The organism is Pseudoalteromonas sp. bablab_jr011, from assembly GCF_016464045.1.
Lineage (GTDB): Bacteria > Pseudomonadota > Gammaproteobacteria > Enterobacterales > Alteromonadaceae > Pseudoalteromonas > Pseudoalteromonas lipolytica.
Map to the genome: position 1 here is coordinate 1 of NZ_JACDWU010000256.1, position 16,853 is coordinate 16,853.

14 protein-coding genes and 1 pseudogene are annotated in these 16,853 nt (G+C 40.9%); all 15 read right to left on the reverse strand.

Annotation, left to right across the window (positions count from 1 at the left end; all coding sequences use genetic code 11):
• Positions 1–406 precede the first annotated feature (406 nt).
• Positions 407–1,267 carry a copper resistance protein B gene (locus tag JIG41_RS15140; RefSeq protein WP_004589262.1) on the reverse strand — a complete coding sequence of 287 codons (861 nt, stop codon included), beginning with the start codon at positions 1,265–1,267 and terminating at the stop codon, positions 407–409.
• On the reverse strand, positions 1,264–3,087 hold the full coding sequence (locus JIG41_RS15145) for a copper resistance system multicopper oxidase (protein ID WP_039972484.1): 1,824 nt from the start codon (positions 3,085–3,087) through the stop codon (positions 1,264–1,266). Before JIG41_RS15145 ends, JIG41_RS15140 begins: the two co-directional genes overlap by 4 nt.
• Before the next feature lie 27 nt (positions 3,088–3,114).
• Complete coding sequence (locus JIG41_RS15150; RefSeq protein ID WP_008467847.1) at positions 3,115–3,585, reverse strand: DUF4440 domain-containing protein; 471 nt, start codon at positions 3,583–3,585, stop codon at positions 3,115–3,117.
• Between the two features lie 15 nt (positions 3,586–3,600).
• Positions 3,601–4,488 (reverse strand): copper resistance D family protein, encoded by an 888-nt coding sequence (locus JIG41_RS15155; protein ID WP_063528226.1) that lies wholly within the window; start codon positions 4,486–4,488, stop codon positions 3,601–3,603.
• A gap of 19 nt (positions 4,489–4,507) precedes the next feature.
• Positions 4,508–4,855, reverse strand: coding sequence for a copper resistance CopC family protein (locus JIG41_RS15160; RefSeq protein WP_010558032.1), 348 nt, complete (start codon positions 4,853–4,855; stop codon positions 4,508–4,510).
• A gap of 24 nt (positions 4,856–4,879) precedes the next feature.
• Positions 4,880–6,712 carry a 2Fe-2S iron-sulfur cluster-binding protein gene (locus JIG41_RS15165; protein WP_024596190.1) on the reverse strand — a complete coding sequence of 611 codons (1,833 nt, stop codon included), beginning with the start codon at positions 6,710–6,712 and terminating at the stop codon, positions 4,880–4,882.
• Positions 6,712–7,419, reverse strand: coding sequence for a hypothetical protein (locus tag JIG41_RS15170; protein ID WP_063528225.1), 708 nt, complete (start codon positions 7,417–7,419; stop codon positions 6,712–6,714). Before JIG41_RS15170 ends, JIG41_RS15165 begins: the two co-directional genes overlap by 1 nt.
• Positions 7,412–10,576 carry an efflux RND transporter permease subunit gene (locus JIG41_RS15175; RefSeq protein WP_063528224.1) on the reverse strand — a complete coding sequence of 1,055 codons (3,165 nt, stop codon included), beginning with the start codon at positions 10,574–10,576 and terminating at the stop codon, positions 7,412–7,414. Before JIG41_RS15175 ends, JIG41_RS15170 begins: the two co-directional genes overlap by 8 nt.
• Before the next feature lie 15 nt (positions 10,577–10,591).
• Positions 10,592–12,349: an efflux RND transporter periplasmic adaptor subunit gene (locus JIG41_RS15180; protein WP_199525044.1), complete on the reverse strand. Its 1,758-nt coding sequence runs from the start codon at positions 12,347–12,349 to the stop codon at positions 10,592–10,594.
• Positions 12,349–13,776 carry a TolC family protein gene (locus JIG41_RS15185; RefSeq protein ID WP_063528222.1) on the reverse strand — a complete coding sequence of 476 codons (1,428 nt, stop codon included), beginning with the start codon at positions 13,774–13,776 and terminating at the stop codon, positions 12,349–12,351. The genes JIG41_RS15180 and JIG41_RS15185 overlap by 1 nt, the downstream gene beginning before the upstream one ends.
• Positions 13,776–14,273: a DUF411 domain-containing protein gene (locus JIG41_RS15190; protein WP_063528221.1), complete on the reverse strand. Its 498-nt coding sequence runs from the start codon at positions 14,271–14,273 to the stop codon at positions 13,776–13,778. The genes JIG41_RS15185 and JIG41_RS15190 overlap by 1 nt, the downstream gene beginning before the upstream one ends.
• 107 nt (positions 14,274–14,380) lie before the next feature.
• On the reverse strand, positions 14,381–14,746 hold the full coding sequence (locus JIG41_RS15195; protein ID WP_199525045.1) for a hypothetical protein: 366 nt from the start codon (positions 14,744–14,746) through the stop codon (positions 14,381–14,383).
• 119 nt (positions 14,747–14,865) lie between these two features.
• A pseudogene (locus tag JIG41_RS15200) lies at positions 14,866–16,082 on the reverse strand (IS4 family transposase).
• Between the two features lie 193 nt (positions 16,083–16,275).
• Positions 16,276–16,731 carry a tyrosine-type recombinase/integrase gene (locus tag JIG41_RS15205; protein ID WP_199525046.1) on the reverse strand — a complete coding sequence of 152 codons (456 nt, stop codon included), beginning with the start codon at positions 16,729–16,731 and terminating at the stop codon, positions 16,276–16,278.
• Positions 16,619–16,853, reverse strand: a 235-nt coding sequence (locus JIG41_RS22710) for a hypothetical protein (protein WP_206770790.1), incomplete at its 5' end; no start/stop codon positions are given. The genes JIG41_RS15205 and JIG41_RS22710, both read right to left, overlap by 113 nt.

Sequence of the window (16,853 nt, forward strand, 5' to 3'; positions counted from 1 at the left end):
AGCAGTACATTGAAAATCAAAACACACCGCCAAGTGAAAGAGCCGTAAAAACTTCACGCGCTTTAAGTCAGAAAAAAGACTAGTTACCTCTTGCTTGACTCGCCCTTGAAAGGGTGAGATTGCGCAAGCCTAATGTTCAATGGCGATGTTTTTTGGCTTGACTCTTTAACCTTAAACATTCGCCAACTTTACTTCTTAGCTGATATTCCACCTTGATAGGTATACACCAGACTGGCACCGACTGAAAACAAGAAGTAGCTTACTATTACTGCTCTTAGTTCTTTCCAAAAAACTATTAGCTAGGCCTTTCCTAACATAACTAAAATGGTTTAAATCCCAAAAAACGAAAGCTACCATCAATATAGTTGCGGTAGCTCTCATCAAGTCAATATAGTATTTCTTCACATCAGAGCCAGAACTTGATACCTGCAACAAAAGCAGTATCACGCGTACTTTGCCCATTTAACTTCGCAAAGTCGGCTGTATTACCAAATTTATTTGTCCACTCAACGCCAACATAGGGAGCAAACTGGCGGGTAAACTCATAACGAACCCGAAAACCAATAGCACTGCTAGATAAGCCACTACCAAGGTTATTTTGGACGTCATCCTTACCGTAAAGCGTCAACTCTGCTCGTGGTTGAACAATTAACTTTTGAGTAAGTAATAGCTCATACTCAGCTTCGATCGAAAATGCACTATTACCTTGCTCTCCTAAATACGCAGTCATATCAATTTCAAACCAGTAGGGGGCTAGACCTTGTAAACCAAAAGCTAGCCATTTGCGGTTTTCACCTTCGTTATTGTAATCAAGTCGAATACCGACTTGTGTATCCCAATAAGCAGATATTGCGTGGCCCCATAGAAAATCTGTTTGGTTCTCCTCTAAATTACCTTCGCTAAAATCTCCCTCAGTTTTGATGACTAATCTATCAAAAGTAGTGCCATACCATGCCTGAAAGTCAAAAACACCTGCGTTTGTTTGCTCATTATATTCAAGACGATCCCCTAGTAGCGCGTAAAATGAATGCTCATCTGCCAAAGTCAGTCGTTTGTCGCTACTGAGTGCATAAGGACCTTCAGTCAAAGTTGTACCTGCTGCATAAGCATGGGGGTCTCTAGCATCTTTAGGTGCATCTCCACCTTGTGCTTGCATTTTAGAATCACCCATCTCAGTCATCTCATCTTTTGCAGATACAGATACACTTATAAGGGGCAAACCTATTAATAATAGTCTTAACGTATTGGTTAGTATTAATTTTTTCATGATACAACTACCTCTCTAAACATACCTGCATCCATGTGGAATAATAAATGGCAATGCCATGCCCAGCGACCTACGTCATGAGGTGTTGTTAAAAAACTAATTCTTTGCGCTGGTTGTACAGGGATAGTATGGCGACGAACCTGTACATCACCTTTTTCATTCTCCAAATCGCTCCACATACCATGCAGGTGCATGGGATGTGTCATCATTGTATCGTTTTGTAAAATAACTCTTAAACGTTGATTATGCTTCATGTGAACTGGCGTGCTTTTTCCAAATTCCAAGCCATCAAATGACCAGCTATAACGCTCCATGTTTCCAGTTAAATGTAATTCAATTTCAGCCTCTGGCTCTTGCTGGTTTGTAATTCCCTCAAGAGAATGTAAATCTGCAAGTGTTAAAACACGGCGTCCATTTTTACGTAAACCTATACCGGGATCATCAAGGTTTGTTCTAGGCATATCAACACGCATATCAACAGAAGCTCCATACTCTGTTTTTGCATGACGCACTTTAGTGCTAGCAACAGCTAATGGGTTTTTAGTCATTCCATGTTTACTATGATCCATTGCCATCGCTCCATGACCCATTGCACTATGATCCATTTTATTAGAATTCATGCCCGACATGTCTGCCATACCTGCCATCGCGGAATGCTCACCACCTTGGGCCATATTCCCCATCATATCTGTCATCGTTAACCATTCAACGGGATCTAGAGCAGGTACTGGTGCATCAATATTAGGTGCCATTGATAAAGTACCTTTAGCATAACCTGAGCGATCCATGCTTTGTGCAAAAATCGTATATGCATCATTTTTTGGCTCGACAAGTACATCATAAGTTTCACCGGGACCAAATCTAAATTCATCTACTGTCACAGGTTCAACATTTTGTCCATCAGCTTGTACAACTGTTAACTTCAGCTCAGGTATTCTTACATCAAAAAACGTATTGCTAGAACCGTTAATAAATCTAAGCCTAACCTTTTCGCCAGCTTTAAACATTCCACGCCAGTTTGTCAAAGGCGCACAACCATTCATTAAAAAAGTCATTGCAGATGCTGATAAGTCTGCAAGATCTGTAGGGTTCATTCTCATTTTATTCCACATTTCCCGGCGTTGTAGCGCATTTGAAACGCTGCTATTTGAAATGTCATCAAAAAACTCTGGAACAGTAGGTTGATTAAAGTTAAATACATCGCTCTGTACTTTTAACTTGCGAAACAAATCCATTGGGTCATCATCAGTCCAATCAGACAATTGGATGACATGCTCATTGTCAGCACTAATAATATCCTTTTCTCTTGGCTCAATAATTAATGCGCCGTACATACCTGTCATTTCTTGAAAACCACTGTGTGAGTGATACCAATATGTGCCGCTTTGTTGCAGCTTAAATTTATAAACAAAGGTTTCACCCGGCATTATACCTTTAAAGCTAATACCCGGTACGCCATCCATTTGATACGGAAGAATGATCCCATGCCAATGAATTGAACTCGGCACTGATAATTTATTCGTTACCCTGATAGTAACGTCATCACCTTCTCTGAGGCGCAAGGTAGGAGCTGGTATTGAGCCATTGATTGTTGTAGCCATTCTTACAACACCTGTGAAGTTTACTGGTGACTCATCTATCACCAGATCTATGACTTCCCCACTTAGTTCGGGCGCAGTACCTGTTGAAGTTCCAGCAAGCAAAGATGAAGCTGCATGAAGAACACTTGGAAAAGCAGCTAATACACCGCCAGCAGCTAATCCTTGTACAAAGCGTCTACGTGGCGTAGAAACTTGATGTAATGGATTGTTGTTTCTCATTTTACTCTCCGTTGTTTGACCAATAAATTAATGTGACCAATGAATGTGCTTAATCTTCCATTCACCATTTTGTTTTTCCAGCACCATCGTTTCCATGCCTTGATAATCGCGTTCAACACCTTTATGAGTACCTGTAGTTTGACTGCGCGACGCAGAGATAGCGGTATTTCCAAGTATCGTCACTTGATGTTCAAGTGTGTCGCTCTTCATCGCTGCTAAATACTTCATATCCGACAACATATGATGATGAGCATATTCATCAGCGCTCCTTTCAACGCGGCCTCCCTCGAAGATGGTGACATCATCCGCTAACTGCGCTCTAGCCTGTTTTTGATTGCCAGTTTCAAGTGCTTGATGAAATGCCAAAACAACTTTTGCGGCTGGGGTATCTATACCTTTAAACAAACCTTTGTCTTTGTTCTTATCACCATGAGCGTTTGCTGCGAAACTAAACGTCATTAATAAAACGAGTAATATATTTATTGTTTTCATTTTCATTCTCTCTTTTAGGTTTTAATTTGCAGGGCCAACAACACTAGTAAGCCCAGCCGTTACAGATAAAATGGCAAAAGCTACTACCATTTCTATCGAGATAGATTTAGATAAAGCCTCTCTGCCTTGACTATTTTTAAGTTGTGGAACGAGTATTAGTTTATGTTTAGCAGCAAGTGCCAAAATAGACACTACAAGGGCCAATTTAAACAACAGTGTTTGTCCGTAACTTGAGCTTATTAGTGCATCAAGACTTCCGACCAATTGAATCACGAGCCAGAGGCCTGCTACCAACAATAGGCTCAATGTAAAACTTGCTTGTTTGCCAAAGCTTTCCATCAGCAAATGAAGTTCTGCATAACTTAGCTGATGGCAAGCCTGTTTTAGTGGCAATAACGCCCCAAACCACCATGCCATAACGAGCACATGCAAAATAAGCAAGCCTTTTTCAATTGTGCCTAACTCAGAAATATGACCCAGTAACGTGAATGAGTATGCAAGGATTAATAAACTCAACATTAAAGCGCTTTGTTTTAAGTACGAGTTCACAGCGAGTTTGAACCTTAAAGCTAAAGCGATTATTGCGGTAACTAGCCCAAGCGCTCGAAGCAAAGCTCCAGTGCCGACAGAGGAGTCCCACATAATAGCCAATATATCAGCGTCTATCGCCCCCTGAATTCCCTCTTCTGCCATTGCACCAGTACTGGCAAAGAACCAAGTAATATTAGCGATCAAAGCCATAACTATATAAGTTCTTGTACACGTTAAATTCGCGATTACAGCATTAGTATGAGATTCATTATTCTCAAATATTTGCCTGAAAAATGTATAACCAGCAATACAGGCAAAGCCGACGTAAAATACAATTTTTGACAGTACAATGACTGTATTCCAGATATACATTTCCATATCAATCACACCGCCTATTTTAGTGAACCATAAAGCCGAAGCTATGTTTCATTTTATGACCATCGTTACCTAAGAAGGTTACATCCACAGCATAGTTTGCAGGAGCTAATTTAGGTAGTTTCCATGTAAATTTGCTAGTAGCGACTTTAGAAGGCTCGAATCCAAATTTAAATTCTTCGCCTTGTTTATTGGCCAATGAAACTTTTACAACCCGTACCTCTTTGGTGAACACCAAAGTTAACTCTTCTGGAGGATTCATTAGCATTGCATTATCAGCAGGCACACTTTTTTCAAGATGCACATGCGCAAATACCGCACTACTAAAAACGACACTGATTACGGTTAAAAATTTAATTAGTTTTTTCATATTTACCTCTATTTATTTAATGGATTAACGACTAAATTTATCTTTGAAAATTTGATTACTTGGAATCCCAGCATCTGTAATTATTTTTTCCACTTCACTCATCATTGCTTCTGGACCGCACAAGTAAAACTCAGCCAAAAGCAGTTCTGATTTTTGGTTCATATACGGCAGAAGTACTTTTTGAACATAGCCTGAGTGCCCTTGCCATTCTTCTGAAGGATTAGAAAGAGTAGGAATATAAGAGAAGTTTTTATGCTTCTCACTCAGTGACTTCAATTCATTATGGTATAGCAAGTCATCTTCAGTTCGCGCACCATAGATAAGAGTCAAACCACTTTTATCTTTATGCTTTTTCAACTGTTCAAAAATAATAGACCTTAGTGGTGCAAGTCCTGAACCCGCACCTATAAACACGCGACTAACTTTTTTATTTGAAGTGGCATAAAAATCAGAAAAAGGGCCTTTTGCAGTTATCGTTTCACCTACTTGGAGTGAACCTAAATAACTTGAACCTATTCCTGCTTTAAAACCATTCTTTGCGGTCTGCCAACGGATATTAAACATTAACTCATCAGACTCCTCGTCAAAGTTAACTAATGAGTAGTGGCGAGTTACACCGTTATGAGAAAATTTTCCATGATAGTAGCTATCCCAGTATTTTTCATAGCACTCTGGCATATCATCTGGACGTAAGCTATTCATCCCTGCTGGCACATCAAATTGCATATATGCACCAGCTTTAAATGCCAACTGTTTGCCTGATTTCAGCTTAAATTTCACTTCCTTGATAAAAGGAGTAATGAAATTAGTCGCAACCACAACTAGCTCATGATTTTCAATATTGCGATCAGTATTAACTTCAATCGAACTAATTTCAGAGAACCTATGCTGACATCCAAGCCGATAACCTTCCTTAAGTTGCTCCTGAGATAAATGTTCCTGTTCAGATAGTGTGATAGGTAATTTAGTTGAACTTAAGAACACGCATTTGCCACAAGTACCGCCACCACCGCAACCTGAAGGAAGGTATACATGTGAACTAGCTAGCCCTTCTAGTACAGTTGAGCGACCAACTGCTGAGATGTCAGTAATAGTATTTTCATTGGAAAACGTCACTGCCACTTTTTGCCTGTTAGTGCCCCAACCTAGCTTCAGTAAACCACTTCGATACTGTTGTATCAGCCAAGTAACACCAGTAATTGAAAGGAATAGCGTTGCAAAAGCAAATGCAATGATCAACCAATGGTTAAATCCTCCAGAATTGCCATAGTCCATAAAGTGAAGCTTCATCATCAGATCTTTCAATCTGAAATCATCATTGGCATGGCGAAGTACTTGACCTGTAATACTATCTAAATAAATAGTTGTATTGTTCTCATCCTCAACGGCAACTTGCCACATAGGATTTTGCTGCCTTACGTGATCAGAAAACGGAGGTTGAGATAACACTGGAGTAGTTAACTTACCCTGTCCTGAGTAGGAGTTTTTTGCCAAAGTTAGTACTTGTTCTTCAGACAAATTAAATGGCTTTCCTGTTACAGCATCAAATAGCTTTGAGTGGCGTTCTTGATAGCTATGCTGCCCCTTATCGAACACAAAATGATAGTAAGGCTGATGTAAAACCCATATAAGGTTTACTTCCTGCGGAGCATTACTAGTAATGTCTTTAATAGGGAATAGGTCAAAGCCTGTAATGCTACCTTCATGATGAGAATGAACTCTAAGTTCATTACCACTGGCTTTACTGTGATCCATCAAATTGAAGTAAAGGCCCGTTCCCAACCAAATAAGCAGTTGTAAACCAACAAATAAAGAAAGCCACTTGTGTATCGTTGTATTTAACTTAAATAGTCGCATCAAATGACTCTCTTTTTATTTGGGGAAAGCACTCGGTAATAAGTCAATACTGCGCCAGTAATTGCTCCCATTAGACCTAGAGTTGCGACCAAGAACAAAAACCAGTTAGATACGTTTTCTCCATCATAGTAATCCATAATGTGGAACCGCCACATCCAATCAAACAATCGCCAGTAATCATGACGCTTGGCAACAAGTGATCCTGTTTGTTGACTTATATAAAATGTCGGTGTGGAGAATTGCTCAAACGTCACTCTCCAAACAGGTAAATGCCTTGGGGACAACTCAGCAGGCAAGTTTGTCGCTGACTTAATCAACCTTATGCTGTCGATTTGATGATTCAGCACATAATGGTATTGTGCGATTTCTTTAGCCTTGGTTTCATCTACAAGGGCCTGAACAGCTCCAGTTTTAGCATCTATTGCTACTTTTCCATTTTCTCCATTAATAAAAGAATACAAAGGACGGCCCATACTTTGAGTAAGTGTAACTTGGCTAGCTTTAGGATAATCCGCAGCTAGCTTTAAAATGGAGTAATCCATACTTGCTAAATCTATTTTGGCTTCCTCACTCTTAGCCAAGGTTTCGCCGTGTATATAGTGAATATCCATAGTCACCATATACACACCAGTAATCGACCAGAAAAGGAATTGTATCCCTACAAATGCCATTAGCCATTTATGGTACTTCCTAGCTTTTCTAAGCATTGTTTTTTAGCTCCGAGTTAGAAAGTTCCTTGTTAAAGGCGTTTACTTCGGGCTTTTTAACGATTGAATAAATCGCGGGTAAAACAATTAGAGTTAGCAGGACTGCACTTGTCATCCCACCTACCATTGGTGCAGCAATACGACTCATTACCTCAGAGCCTGTTCCTGTACCATATAAAATAGGCATTAGGCCGATAATGATTGTCGCTACTGTCATCATTACAGGACGAACACGTAATCCAGCACCGTGCAATAAGGCATCTTGATATTCATCTTCTGAGATGAGTTCTGCTCGCTCTTTCGCTTTTTCCTTAAGTTCAGCGAGCGCCTGATTGAGATATACCAACATTATTACGCCAATCTCAACAGCTACTCCAGCCAGAGCAATAAAGCCTACACCAACTGCTACAGAGAAGTTGAACCCTTCTAAATACATCAACCATAACCCACCGATCATTGCCATCGGTAAAGTCACAATGATGATCGCAACTTCGCTAAACGCTCTGAAGTTCAAATAAAGCAAAATAACAATAATGGCGAGCGTCAATGGAACAACGTAAGTAAGCTTGGCTTTGGCTCTTTCCATATATTCGTATTGACCAGCCCAAGTAATCGAATAACCTGCTGGTAATATAAGATTTTTAGCTAAATGCTCTTTTGCACTTTCAACATAAGTACCTACGTCAACGCCCTCTATATCAATGAACGTCCAACCATTAATACGTGCATTTTCACTCTTGATCCCCGGAGGGCCTACTTCTACTTTTATTTCAGCTACGTCACCTAGTGCGATGCGTTGTCCATTTGGAGTGACAACAGGCAAGCGCGACAACTGCTCTGGAGAGTCACGATAATCTTGTGGGTATCGCAAGTTGACAGGATAACGCTCTTGACCTTCTACTGTTTGAGTGACATTCATCCCACCAATAGCAGTTGAAACTACTTGTTGTACGTCATCGATGTTTAATCCAAAACGACTTGCTTTCTCACGAGAAATATCAACTTTGATATATCGTCCACCTGCAACTCGTTCAGAATAAACTGAAGCGGTTCCTGTCACCTCAGGTAACAATTGCTCTATTTGTTGCCCTATCTCTTGAATCGTATTTAAATCAGCTCCTGCTACTTTAATACCTACTGGCGTTTTAATACCTGTTGCCAACATATCAATACGAGTTTTGATTGGCATAACCCAAGCATTCGTCAAGCCCGGAAACTTAACCAACTTATCAAACTCAGCTTTTAAAGATTCTGTTGTAACTCCCTCACGCCACTCTTCTTGAGGCTTCAACTGAATGAAGGTCTCAATCATAGTTAGAGGCGCGGGATCAGTTGCAGTTTCAGCTCTTCCTACTTTACCAAATACTGTTTCAACTTCTGGCACTGTTTTAATTAGCTTGTCTGTCTGCTGTAGAATTTCTCTTGCCTTACCAATAGAGATCCCCGGATATGTAGTCGGCATGTACATTAAATCTCCTTCATCTAGAGGAGGAATAAACTCGCTACCAATCTTATCAACAGGCCAAAAACCGACGATAGTCACTAATATTGCTGCTACAATTGTCGATTTTGGAAACTTCATTACTTGCTTTAAAACAGGCATGTAAATAGCAATTAGCAATCGGTTTAACGGATTTTTCTTTTCTGAAACAATTTTGCCTCGAATAAAGTACCCCATTAATACAGGCACCAATGTTATCGCTAAGCCTGCTGATGCAGCCATTGCATATGTTTTTGTGTAAGCAAGAGGAGAGAACATTCTTCCTTCTTGCGCTTCCAAAATAAATACAGGCAAGAATGAGACTGTAATGATGAGCAAACTAAAGAATAATGCAGGACCGACTTCACTTGCCGCCTTTGAGACTATTTGCCAACGATTTTCATCTGTTAGCGGTGTCTTTTCCATATGTTTATGCATATTTTCAATCATCACTATTGCGCCATCTGTCATCGCACCAATTGCAATAGCGATACCACCTAATGACATAATATTCGCATTGATACCTTGCATATGCATGATGATAAATGAAGCTAAGATGCCAATAGGTAGAGTGACAACTGCAACAATCGAAGATCGCAAATGAAACAGAAATGCAACACATACAATCGCGACGACAGCAAGCTCTTCGAGCAATTTACTCCATAGGTTTTCTACCGCCTCTCCTATTAAGCCAGAGCGATCATAAACCGTAACTATTTCAACTCCTTCGGGTAAACCTTTTTTTAACTCTTCTAATTTGGCTTTTACTCCATCAATGGTTTTTTGTGCGTTTTCACCAAAGCGCATAACAACCACACCACCAACAACTTCTCCTTCACCATTAAGTTCCGCGATGCCCCGTCTCATTTGTGGACCTAAGTTAACTTCTGCCACATCGCCAATAGTAAGCGGCGTTCCTTGTTCGTTCACACCGAGAGGGATCAACTCTATATCTGAAATACTTTTGATATAGCCAGTAGCGGTAACCATGTACTCTGCTTCAGCCATTTCAACAACAGAGGCACCTGTTTCTTGGTTACCACGCTTAAGGGCCATTTGAATGTGACTAAGTGGTATACCGTAGGCTCTTAACTTATCGGGATCGACTTGTATTTGATATTGTTTAACCATTCCACCAACGGCAGCAACCTCTGACACTCCGGGGACAGTTTGCAATTCATATTTTAAGAACCAATCTTGAATACTACGCAATTGGCTAATATCCAAGTTGCCCGTTTTATCTACAAGAGAATATAGGTAAACCCAGCCAACACCTGTCGCATCTGGCCCTAGTTGTGGACGCGCACTAGCGGGTAGTGAAGGGGCTACTTGACTTAAATATTCAAGTACTCTGCTCCTTGCCCAATATAAGTCAGTGTCTTCGTCAAAGATGACGTAAACAAATGAGTCACCAAAAAATGAATAGCCACGAACAGTAACAGCGCCGGGAACAGACAACATTGCAGTTGTCAGTGGATAAGTAACCTGATCTTGAACAACTTGCGGTGCCTGACCGGGGTAATTCGTTTTAATTATTACTTGAACGTCAGATAAATCTGGTAGTGCATCAACAGGCGTATTCTTTATTGAAAATAGCCCACCACCAATCAAAATTAAGGTAGCTAAGATAACAAAGAAGCGATTGCCAATTGACCATCTAATAATTGATTCAATCATTATTTTTCTCCCAACTTAATGATTCGAGTGATCAACGACCGGCTTATTTTCCTTGCCGTGTTGTTCATCTGATTCAAGAGAAATGTCAGTGATAACTAAGTCATCCCTAACCTCAAAAGTGAAAGTGACATTATCACCAACATTGAAATCAACTATTTCTATATTGTCCGCGACGATAAAATCCATCGTCGCAGCAGGTCTATCCCACTTCTCTATTGGGCCTCGGCTAATATTTAGAATCCGTGTATCAATATCAATCGCATTAATTAAACCTGATACTGTTGCTGATGATACTTCTTCACTCATATCAGCAGGCTCACTCATGATATGAATTCCAGTAACTTCATATCCACCCTCTTCGGTTTTGCTCACTTCAAAGTGCAAAGATTGACCTGACTTTAATGAGTCAATATCGACTTTTTCAGCCACAGTAAAATCCATAACCATTTCAGGCCAATCCCAAGCCTCAGCAGGACCATGAGTAATATTAACCATACGATGTCCCGCCATGACGCTGTTGATTTCGCCTTCCATCCAAACAGAGCTAGGCACTTCATCATGAGTCATTCGTTTAAAGTCAGAGCTTTTACTTGATTCAGAATCAATCAAGAATTGGGCAGATGTCACCACAACGTCATCTTCATTTAAGCCGTCTAATATTTCGATGCTGTCGATATCAACCCGGCCAATAGTCACTTCAATAGATTTAAATTGCCCATCACCTAACGCAAGTACTACTCTGTCCTGTTTACCTGTTCTAATAACGGCTTCTTTAGGCACGAGGATGGTGCTATCAGCTTGATTAGCGTGAATAGAGACTTGTGCAAACATATTTGGTTTTAATTGATAGTCTGTGTTATCAAATTTCAATCTCACTCGGAGTGTGCGTGTTTTACTGTTCAATGTTGGATAAACATAATCAACGACACCAGCCCAGTCCTCACCGGGTAAATAATCCAGTGTCATTGATACAGGAAGTCCTTTTTTAATTAAGGCTGCGTCACGTTCAAACACTTCTGCTTCAACCCAAACTTGATCTAGCTGGCCAATGCTTAATAAGGTGTTTCCCGGCTTTACATAAAAACCTTCTCTAACCTTCAAACCATCGACAACACCTGCTTGTGGTGAATAAAAGGTAATTGTTTGCTGAACCTTTCGTGTCTTTTCTAGCTTTTGAACAAAGTCTGCTGAAAGCTGTAACGCTTTTAGGCGATCTTTGGCTGCTGAAATTAAAGAACTATTGTTGCGCTTTAACGCTATTAATAGCTCTTCCTGAGCATTAACTAACTGAGGAGAATATAGTGTATAAAGAGGCTGCCCTTTCTCTACAGGGTTACCTGCTGCTTTGATGTAAAGTTTTTCAATCCAGCCATCAACCCGTGGGTGGATATGAATTAGCTTATCTTCATCATATTGAACATAACCTACCGTTGAGATTTCAGTATGCATATTTTTCAGTTCAACAGGTGCAGTGCGAACCCCAAGGTTATTCACTACATGAGGCGCAATTTTTACTGCACCGGGGCCAAAGTCATCACCAGATGATTCTTCCTCATACACAGGTATTAAATCCATCCCCATAGGCGACTTACCGGGCTTGTCCCGGCGGTAATTAGAATCCATCGGTGCAACCCAATACAGAGGCTTTTTTTCTCCTGATGTTGCTTCATTACTATTACTGTTTGAGCCAGTACCTTGATATAAACTCAATGCTCCAGCACCAAGTGCTGCCCCAATGATGATGGCAATAATTGTTTTTGTATTCGTTGACATTATTTTTCTCCAAATTGCTGACTGGATAAGTGCTGATTAGTTTTGTGTGAAGTTTGCATCGACTTATGTTCAGCATTTGAGTTAGATTGAGAATGCGCAAAGAAATAGTTGATACGAGCAACTGTTTTAAGTGCGTCAACATCAATTCTTAAGGCTGATATTCTGGCATTTAATTCTGCGATTCTTGCTCGAACAACTTCGGCAAAATCGCCATCATCATTTGTGTAGGCTGTCAATGACGCTTCTGCTTGGTCATGAGTTTGTTTAAGGAGTTGTTCTTGATAGATAGATTGTCTATCTGATAAGCGTTTAAGCTGTCTTAGTTCTTTTTCTAAAACACTGATCATTTGCTTTGTCAGTAATAGTTTCTCGGTTTTAATAGTCTCTGAATCTGCAATAGAAGCTGCAACTTGCTTATCTTGTCTGTTCTCGGTAAACAAGGGTAAATCAAACGTTACCCCAACAGAAAATAAATCAGCTCGGCTATCACCAGAGGGCATATTGTCGCGATAGGCATAGCTCGCATTAACACCCCATTGCGGCTCATATTGCTGTTTGGCTAACTCAATTCCTTTTTCTGAAGCTTTGCGTTTTATATCAATTGCAAGTATGGCTGGGTGATTCGAAAGCTCCTGAGCCAATAGATTTCTTGAGTAATTAGATGCTTTTAGGACTGTTGGATTATTCAGAGTAATTGCAGGTAACTTTTTAGAAACCCTAAACTCTAATGGTTGCGCGTCAAAGTTGAATGATTCATTCAAACGATCCGCATCGTAAATATGAAGCCACTCATTGAGACGAGCGATTGTCGTTTCTAGTTTCTGCTTTTGCGAAGTTAATCTGTCATCTAACTGCACGATTTCCAACTGAGCACGAATAACATCTTGCTGTCTAGTTTTACCAACAACGTTTGAATAGCTAGCTTTAGCCACTTCCGCCATCTGCTCAAAAAGAGACCAATCATCTTCAATCAATTTAATAGTTTGTTGGGCTAAGTAAGCATCTAACCAAAGTTGTGACACTTGGCTTTTCAACTTAGCTTTACGATCCTCTCGTAACAGTGGAAATTTCGTGGACTCAATTTGTAACTGGTCTTTCTTGATCTCTAGACTGTCGCCTCTCGGAAACATTTGAGAGACGCCAACCTTTAGCTGAGTCATTCCTTCCTGATCTAAATCCCAAGTATCTGTTGGTAAATTCATTATCCCTAGCGATACTTTCGGATCAGGCAAAGTACCTGAAGCAATACTTCTATTTTCAACTGCACTTTGTTTCAACCGGCTACCATGAAGCCAAGGATCATTTTGCTGAGCTAAGGTGATAGCTTGTTCAAGCGACACTACTTTCTCAGCTTGAGCTGAGAATACAGATAAGCCGAGTATTAATGCAGTTGAAAGTGAAGTAAGGTTTGAAGAGTTCAATTTCATTAGAATTGCTCCTCGTATGTTTTAACTTTAGCATAGACTTTGCTCGTTCCATCTTTAAATAGAATTAACACGTTGTATGGCATAAAGCGGTCATCGACTTCCATACCGGGAGAGCCAACTGGCATTGCTGGAACTGAAAGCCCAATCGCATTGGGATGTTCTTCTGATAAGAACTGCTGAATAAATTTAGCAGGTATATGACCTTCAAAGGCAAATCCATTTCTACTCACTGCCGTGTGGCATGAACGGTAATTAGGTTTGATACCATACTTAGTTTTGATGTTGCCGATGTTTCGGAAATCTTTGGAATGCGCAACGTTCCCTTTGTCTTCAATATGAGTTATCCATTTTTTACAACACCCACAATTAGGGGTTTTATAAACGATTAACTCCAAAGGTGTTACGTCGTTATTGTGTGCATGGTTATGTTCGTTGGCGTTTGCAAACGCAGGTGAAAGCAGCATTACTACTGCTATTTTTAAATACTTATTGATCATTTTTGCCCCCAGACATCGCTGGAAAATATCTATAGCGCTACGACGCTATATTGACTAACAGAAAAATTAATTACATGTGCGCGAAATTTGGACGCACTAATCCTGTATTAGGCAAAAATTGGTGGACGATAAAGGGAAGTGGAAATTGAATGAGGTTGTTTAGATTGCAGAGCAGCTACAGATTCACTGAATATTTGAATATCTGTCGAATCAATACTGGAATTTAGGACAGTCGTAGATGAGCAAGCATTTGCAGGACAAATACATTCAACGTCACAACAATCTTCTGATTGACCATTACTGCTTTTATTCATATCACCATGGTTCATGTTCATGTTCATGTTCATGTTCATGTGTGATTCGTGAGAACCTGATGACATTTCGCAAGACATAGCAGAATACGCAAATGCTTGCCCTACAAAGGCAACCAGCATAAGCGTTATTACTAAGACTTTTGAAAATGCTTTAGACATAAAATTCTCATAAAAATATACATGGCCTATGCTAATACAAATTTTCGAATAAGTAAATTGATGTCATGTAAACATTTATGAATATTTGCTGAGGGATCCCCTCGAATTTGACCATAGTATCAGCTCTTTTCCAGTTTGATGACACCCCAGTCAAACTCTGCGGCCCAGAGCATGACTTGCCGTCTTGCCGCTTGTATCTCTTCTTCAGTTAAGCCCAGCTGGGCGGCCTTTGATAATCGCATTCCCAGGTAGTTAAATGAGAGTACTCGCCGATGTTTGATGCTGTTAGCCTGAAACTGCAAGTGCTTCCCGGCCAGCTCTGCCGCCAGCCCTATCATGTAATGCAACCAATTTGCCAGTGCCGCTAATAGCAACAGCACTTCCAATCGTTCGCGTTTATAAGTACGGTGGGCTTCGCTACCTAAGCCATAGGTCTGGCTTTTCTGGTCGCGGAAGCTCTCTTCTATTTGCATGCGTTTGCCGTAGCATTTGGCAATCTTCGTCGCGTAATCGAAGCAATTGGGCAAGGATGAGACCAACAACCACGGCTCTTTATATTGCTTGTGTTTGTCGGATTTTCGCAGCTTCCAACCGGTGCCCACCAGCACGGCTTGAGTGCGATATTGCTGGGCTTTGGTCAGCTTAACCTCACCCAAGACTTGGGGCGTAGGGCGTGCTTTTTTGTAGGCTTTGGCAACCGTGATATAGGCATCCTGGCCGGGTAGTTGCAGTGTCTGGTTGCCACGAACTCTGGCAATGTAATGCCAGCCGAGCTTACGTATTTGCTTAAACCACGGCACTTTAAAACCCGCATCGGTAATAATCACCGGCTTAAAGTCTGCCGGCAGTACCTGCTTTAACCGGTATAAAAACGCCCTGTGTACGTGTGGGCACGTATACTCGTCCATCGGCACAACAACTTGATGTAACGTCAGTGGGCGACCTTCTAGCGCCAGGCTGGCACGCAGGATAAAATGGCGCTTTTCGGTGTCGGCATTGCTCCAGTCCACTAAAATCAGCGGCTGTTTGCCCTGACGTAGCAAGCGGGTCATTTCGCCATAAATAAGCGGCGCCTCTGCTTGAAGCGCTTCATTTCTTAGCAAACGGTCAGCTCGTTTGATGCCGTGTTTTTCTGACGTTTCACTGTCAAAATTACGGCCGATAGCCGTTACCGTACATTGGCATTCTGCATCAAGCTTTGTACTGCCGCCCCCACAGCTAAAAATCGGGCTTTGTGCATACATTTGGGGGTGACAAATGAGAGGAAATCGGCGAGCATTGTTTTTACATTCATGGTTAGGTGTTTTTGGCGAAAGATCAGATCGGGAACTGCCATGAATGTTCCCTTCGCCTCTAACTATTTGTTTTATCTACGCCATTCGTGGGGATTCGTCAGCTATATTGCTTTAATTAAACTTACAAATACTTTTAGGTACATCTGATATTTGTGCAAGCTATAAATTCGTTGCTCACCATTGACTAGAAGTGTCCGCTTTTGGCACAGGGCTGCTGTTACAGCCCTGTCCCGCTCAAACTTCAATTGACTCAGAAATCTCTAAAGCATCGTCAACTTCAATACCGAGATAACGGACTGTACTTTCCAACTTCTTATGACCGAGCAGAAGCTGGATTACCCTGAGGTTCTTTGTCTTTTTGTAGATAAGATATGGCTTGGTTCTTCTCATCGAGTGGGTACTGTAAAGAGAGTCGTCCAGCGCTAATTTGCTTATCCAACCATGAAAAATACGATTATATTGCCTCGTCGAGATATGTTGAGATGAAAGTACACGCGATTTGAAAAGGTAATCGCTGCTACGTAAATTGGCCTTTCTTATCCAATCCGCCACAGCTGCTCTAGTACCGCTCGTAATCTCAAATTGTACCGGAGTCCCGGTTTTTTGCTGTACTACATGTGCTCTGCTTAGAATTGAGCGCCCGCAAGTGATATCCGATACTTTGAGCTTTACTAAATAGCTGTTCCAAATAGTAGATCACCCGAGGAAGGGAACTCAATGCGGTTTGCGCGATCAGATCAGTCGCCAAACATAACCAATCAACAACCGCATTGAGTATGAACAAAATAGCATTTTTATACGGCGCAGAAACC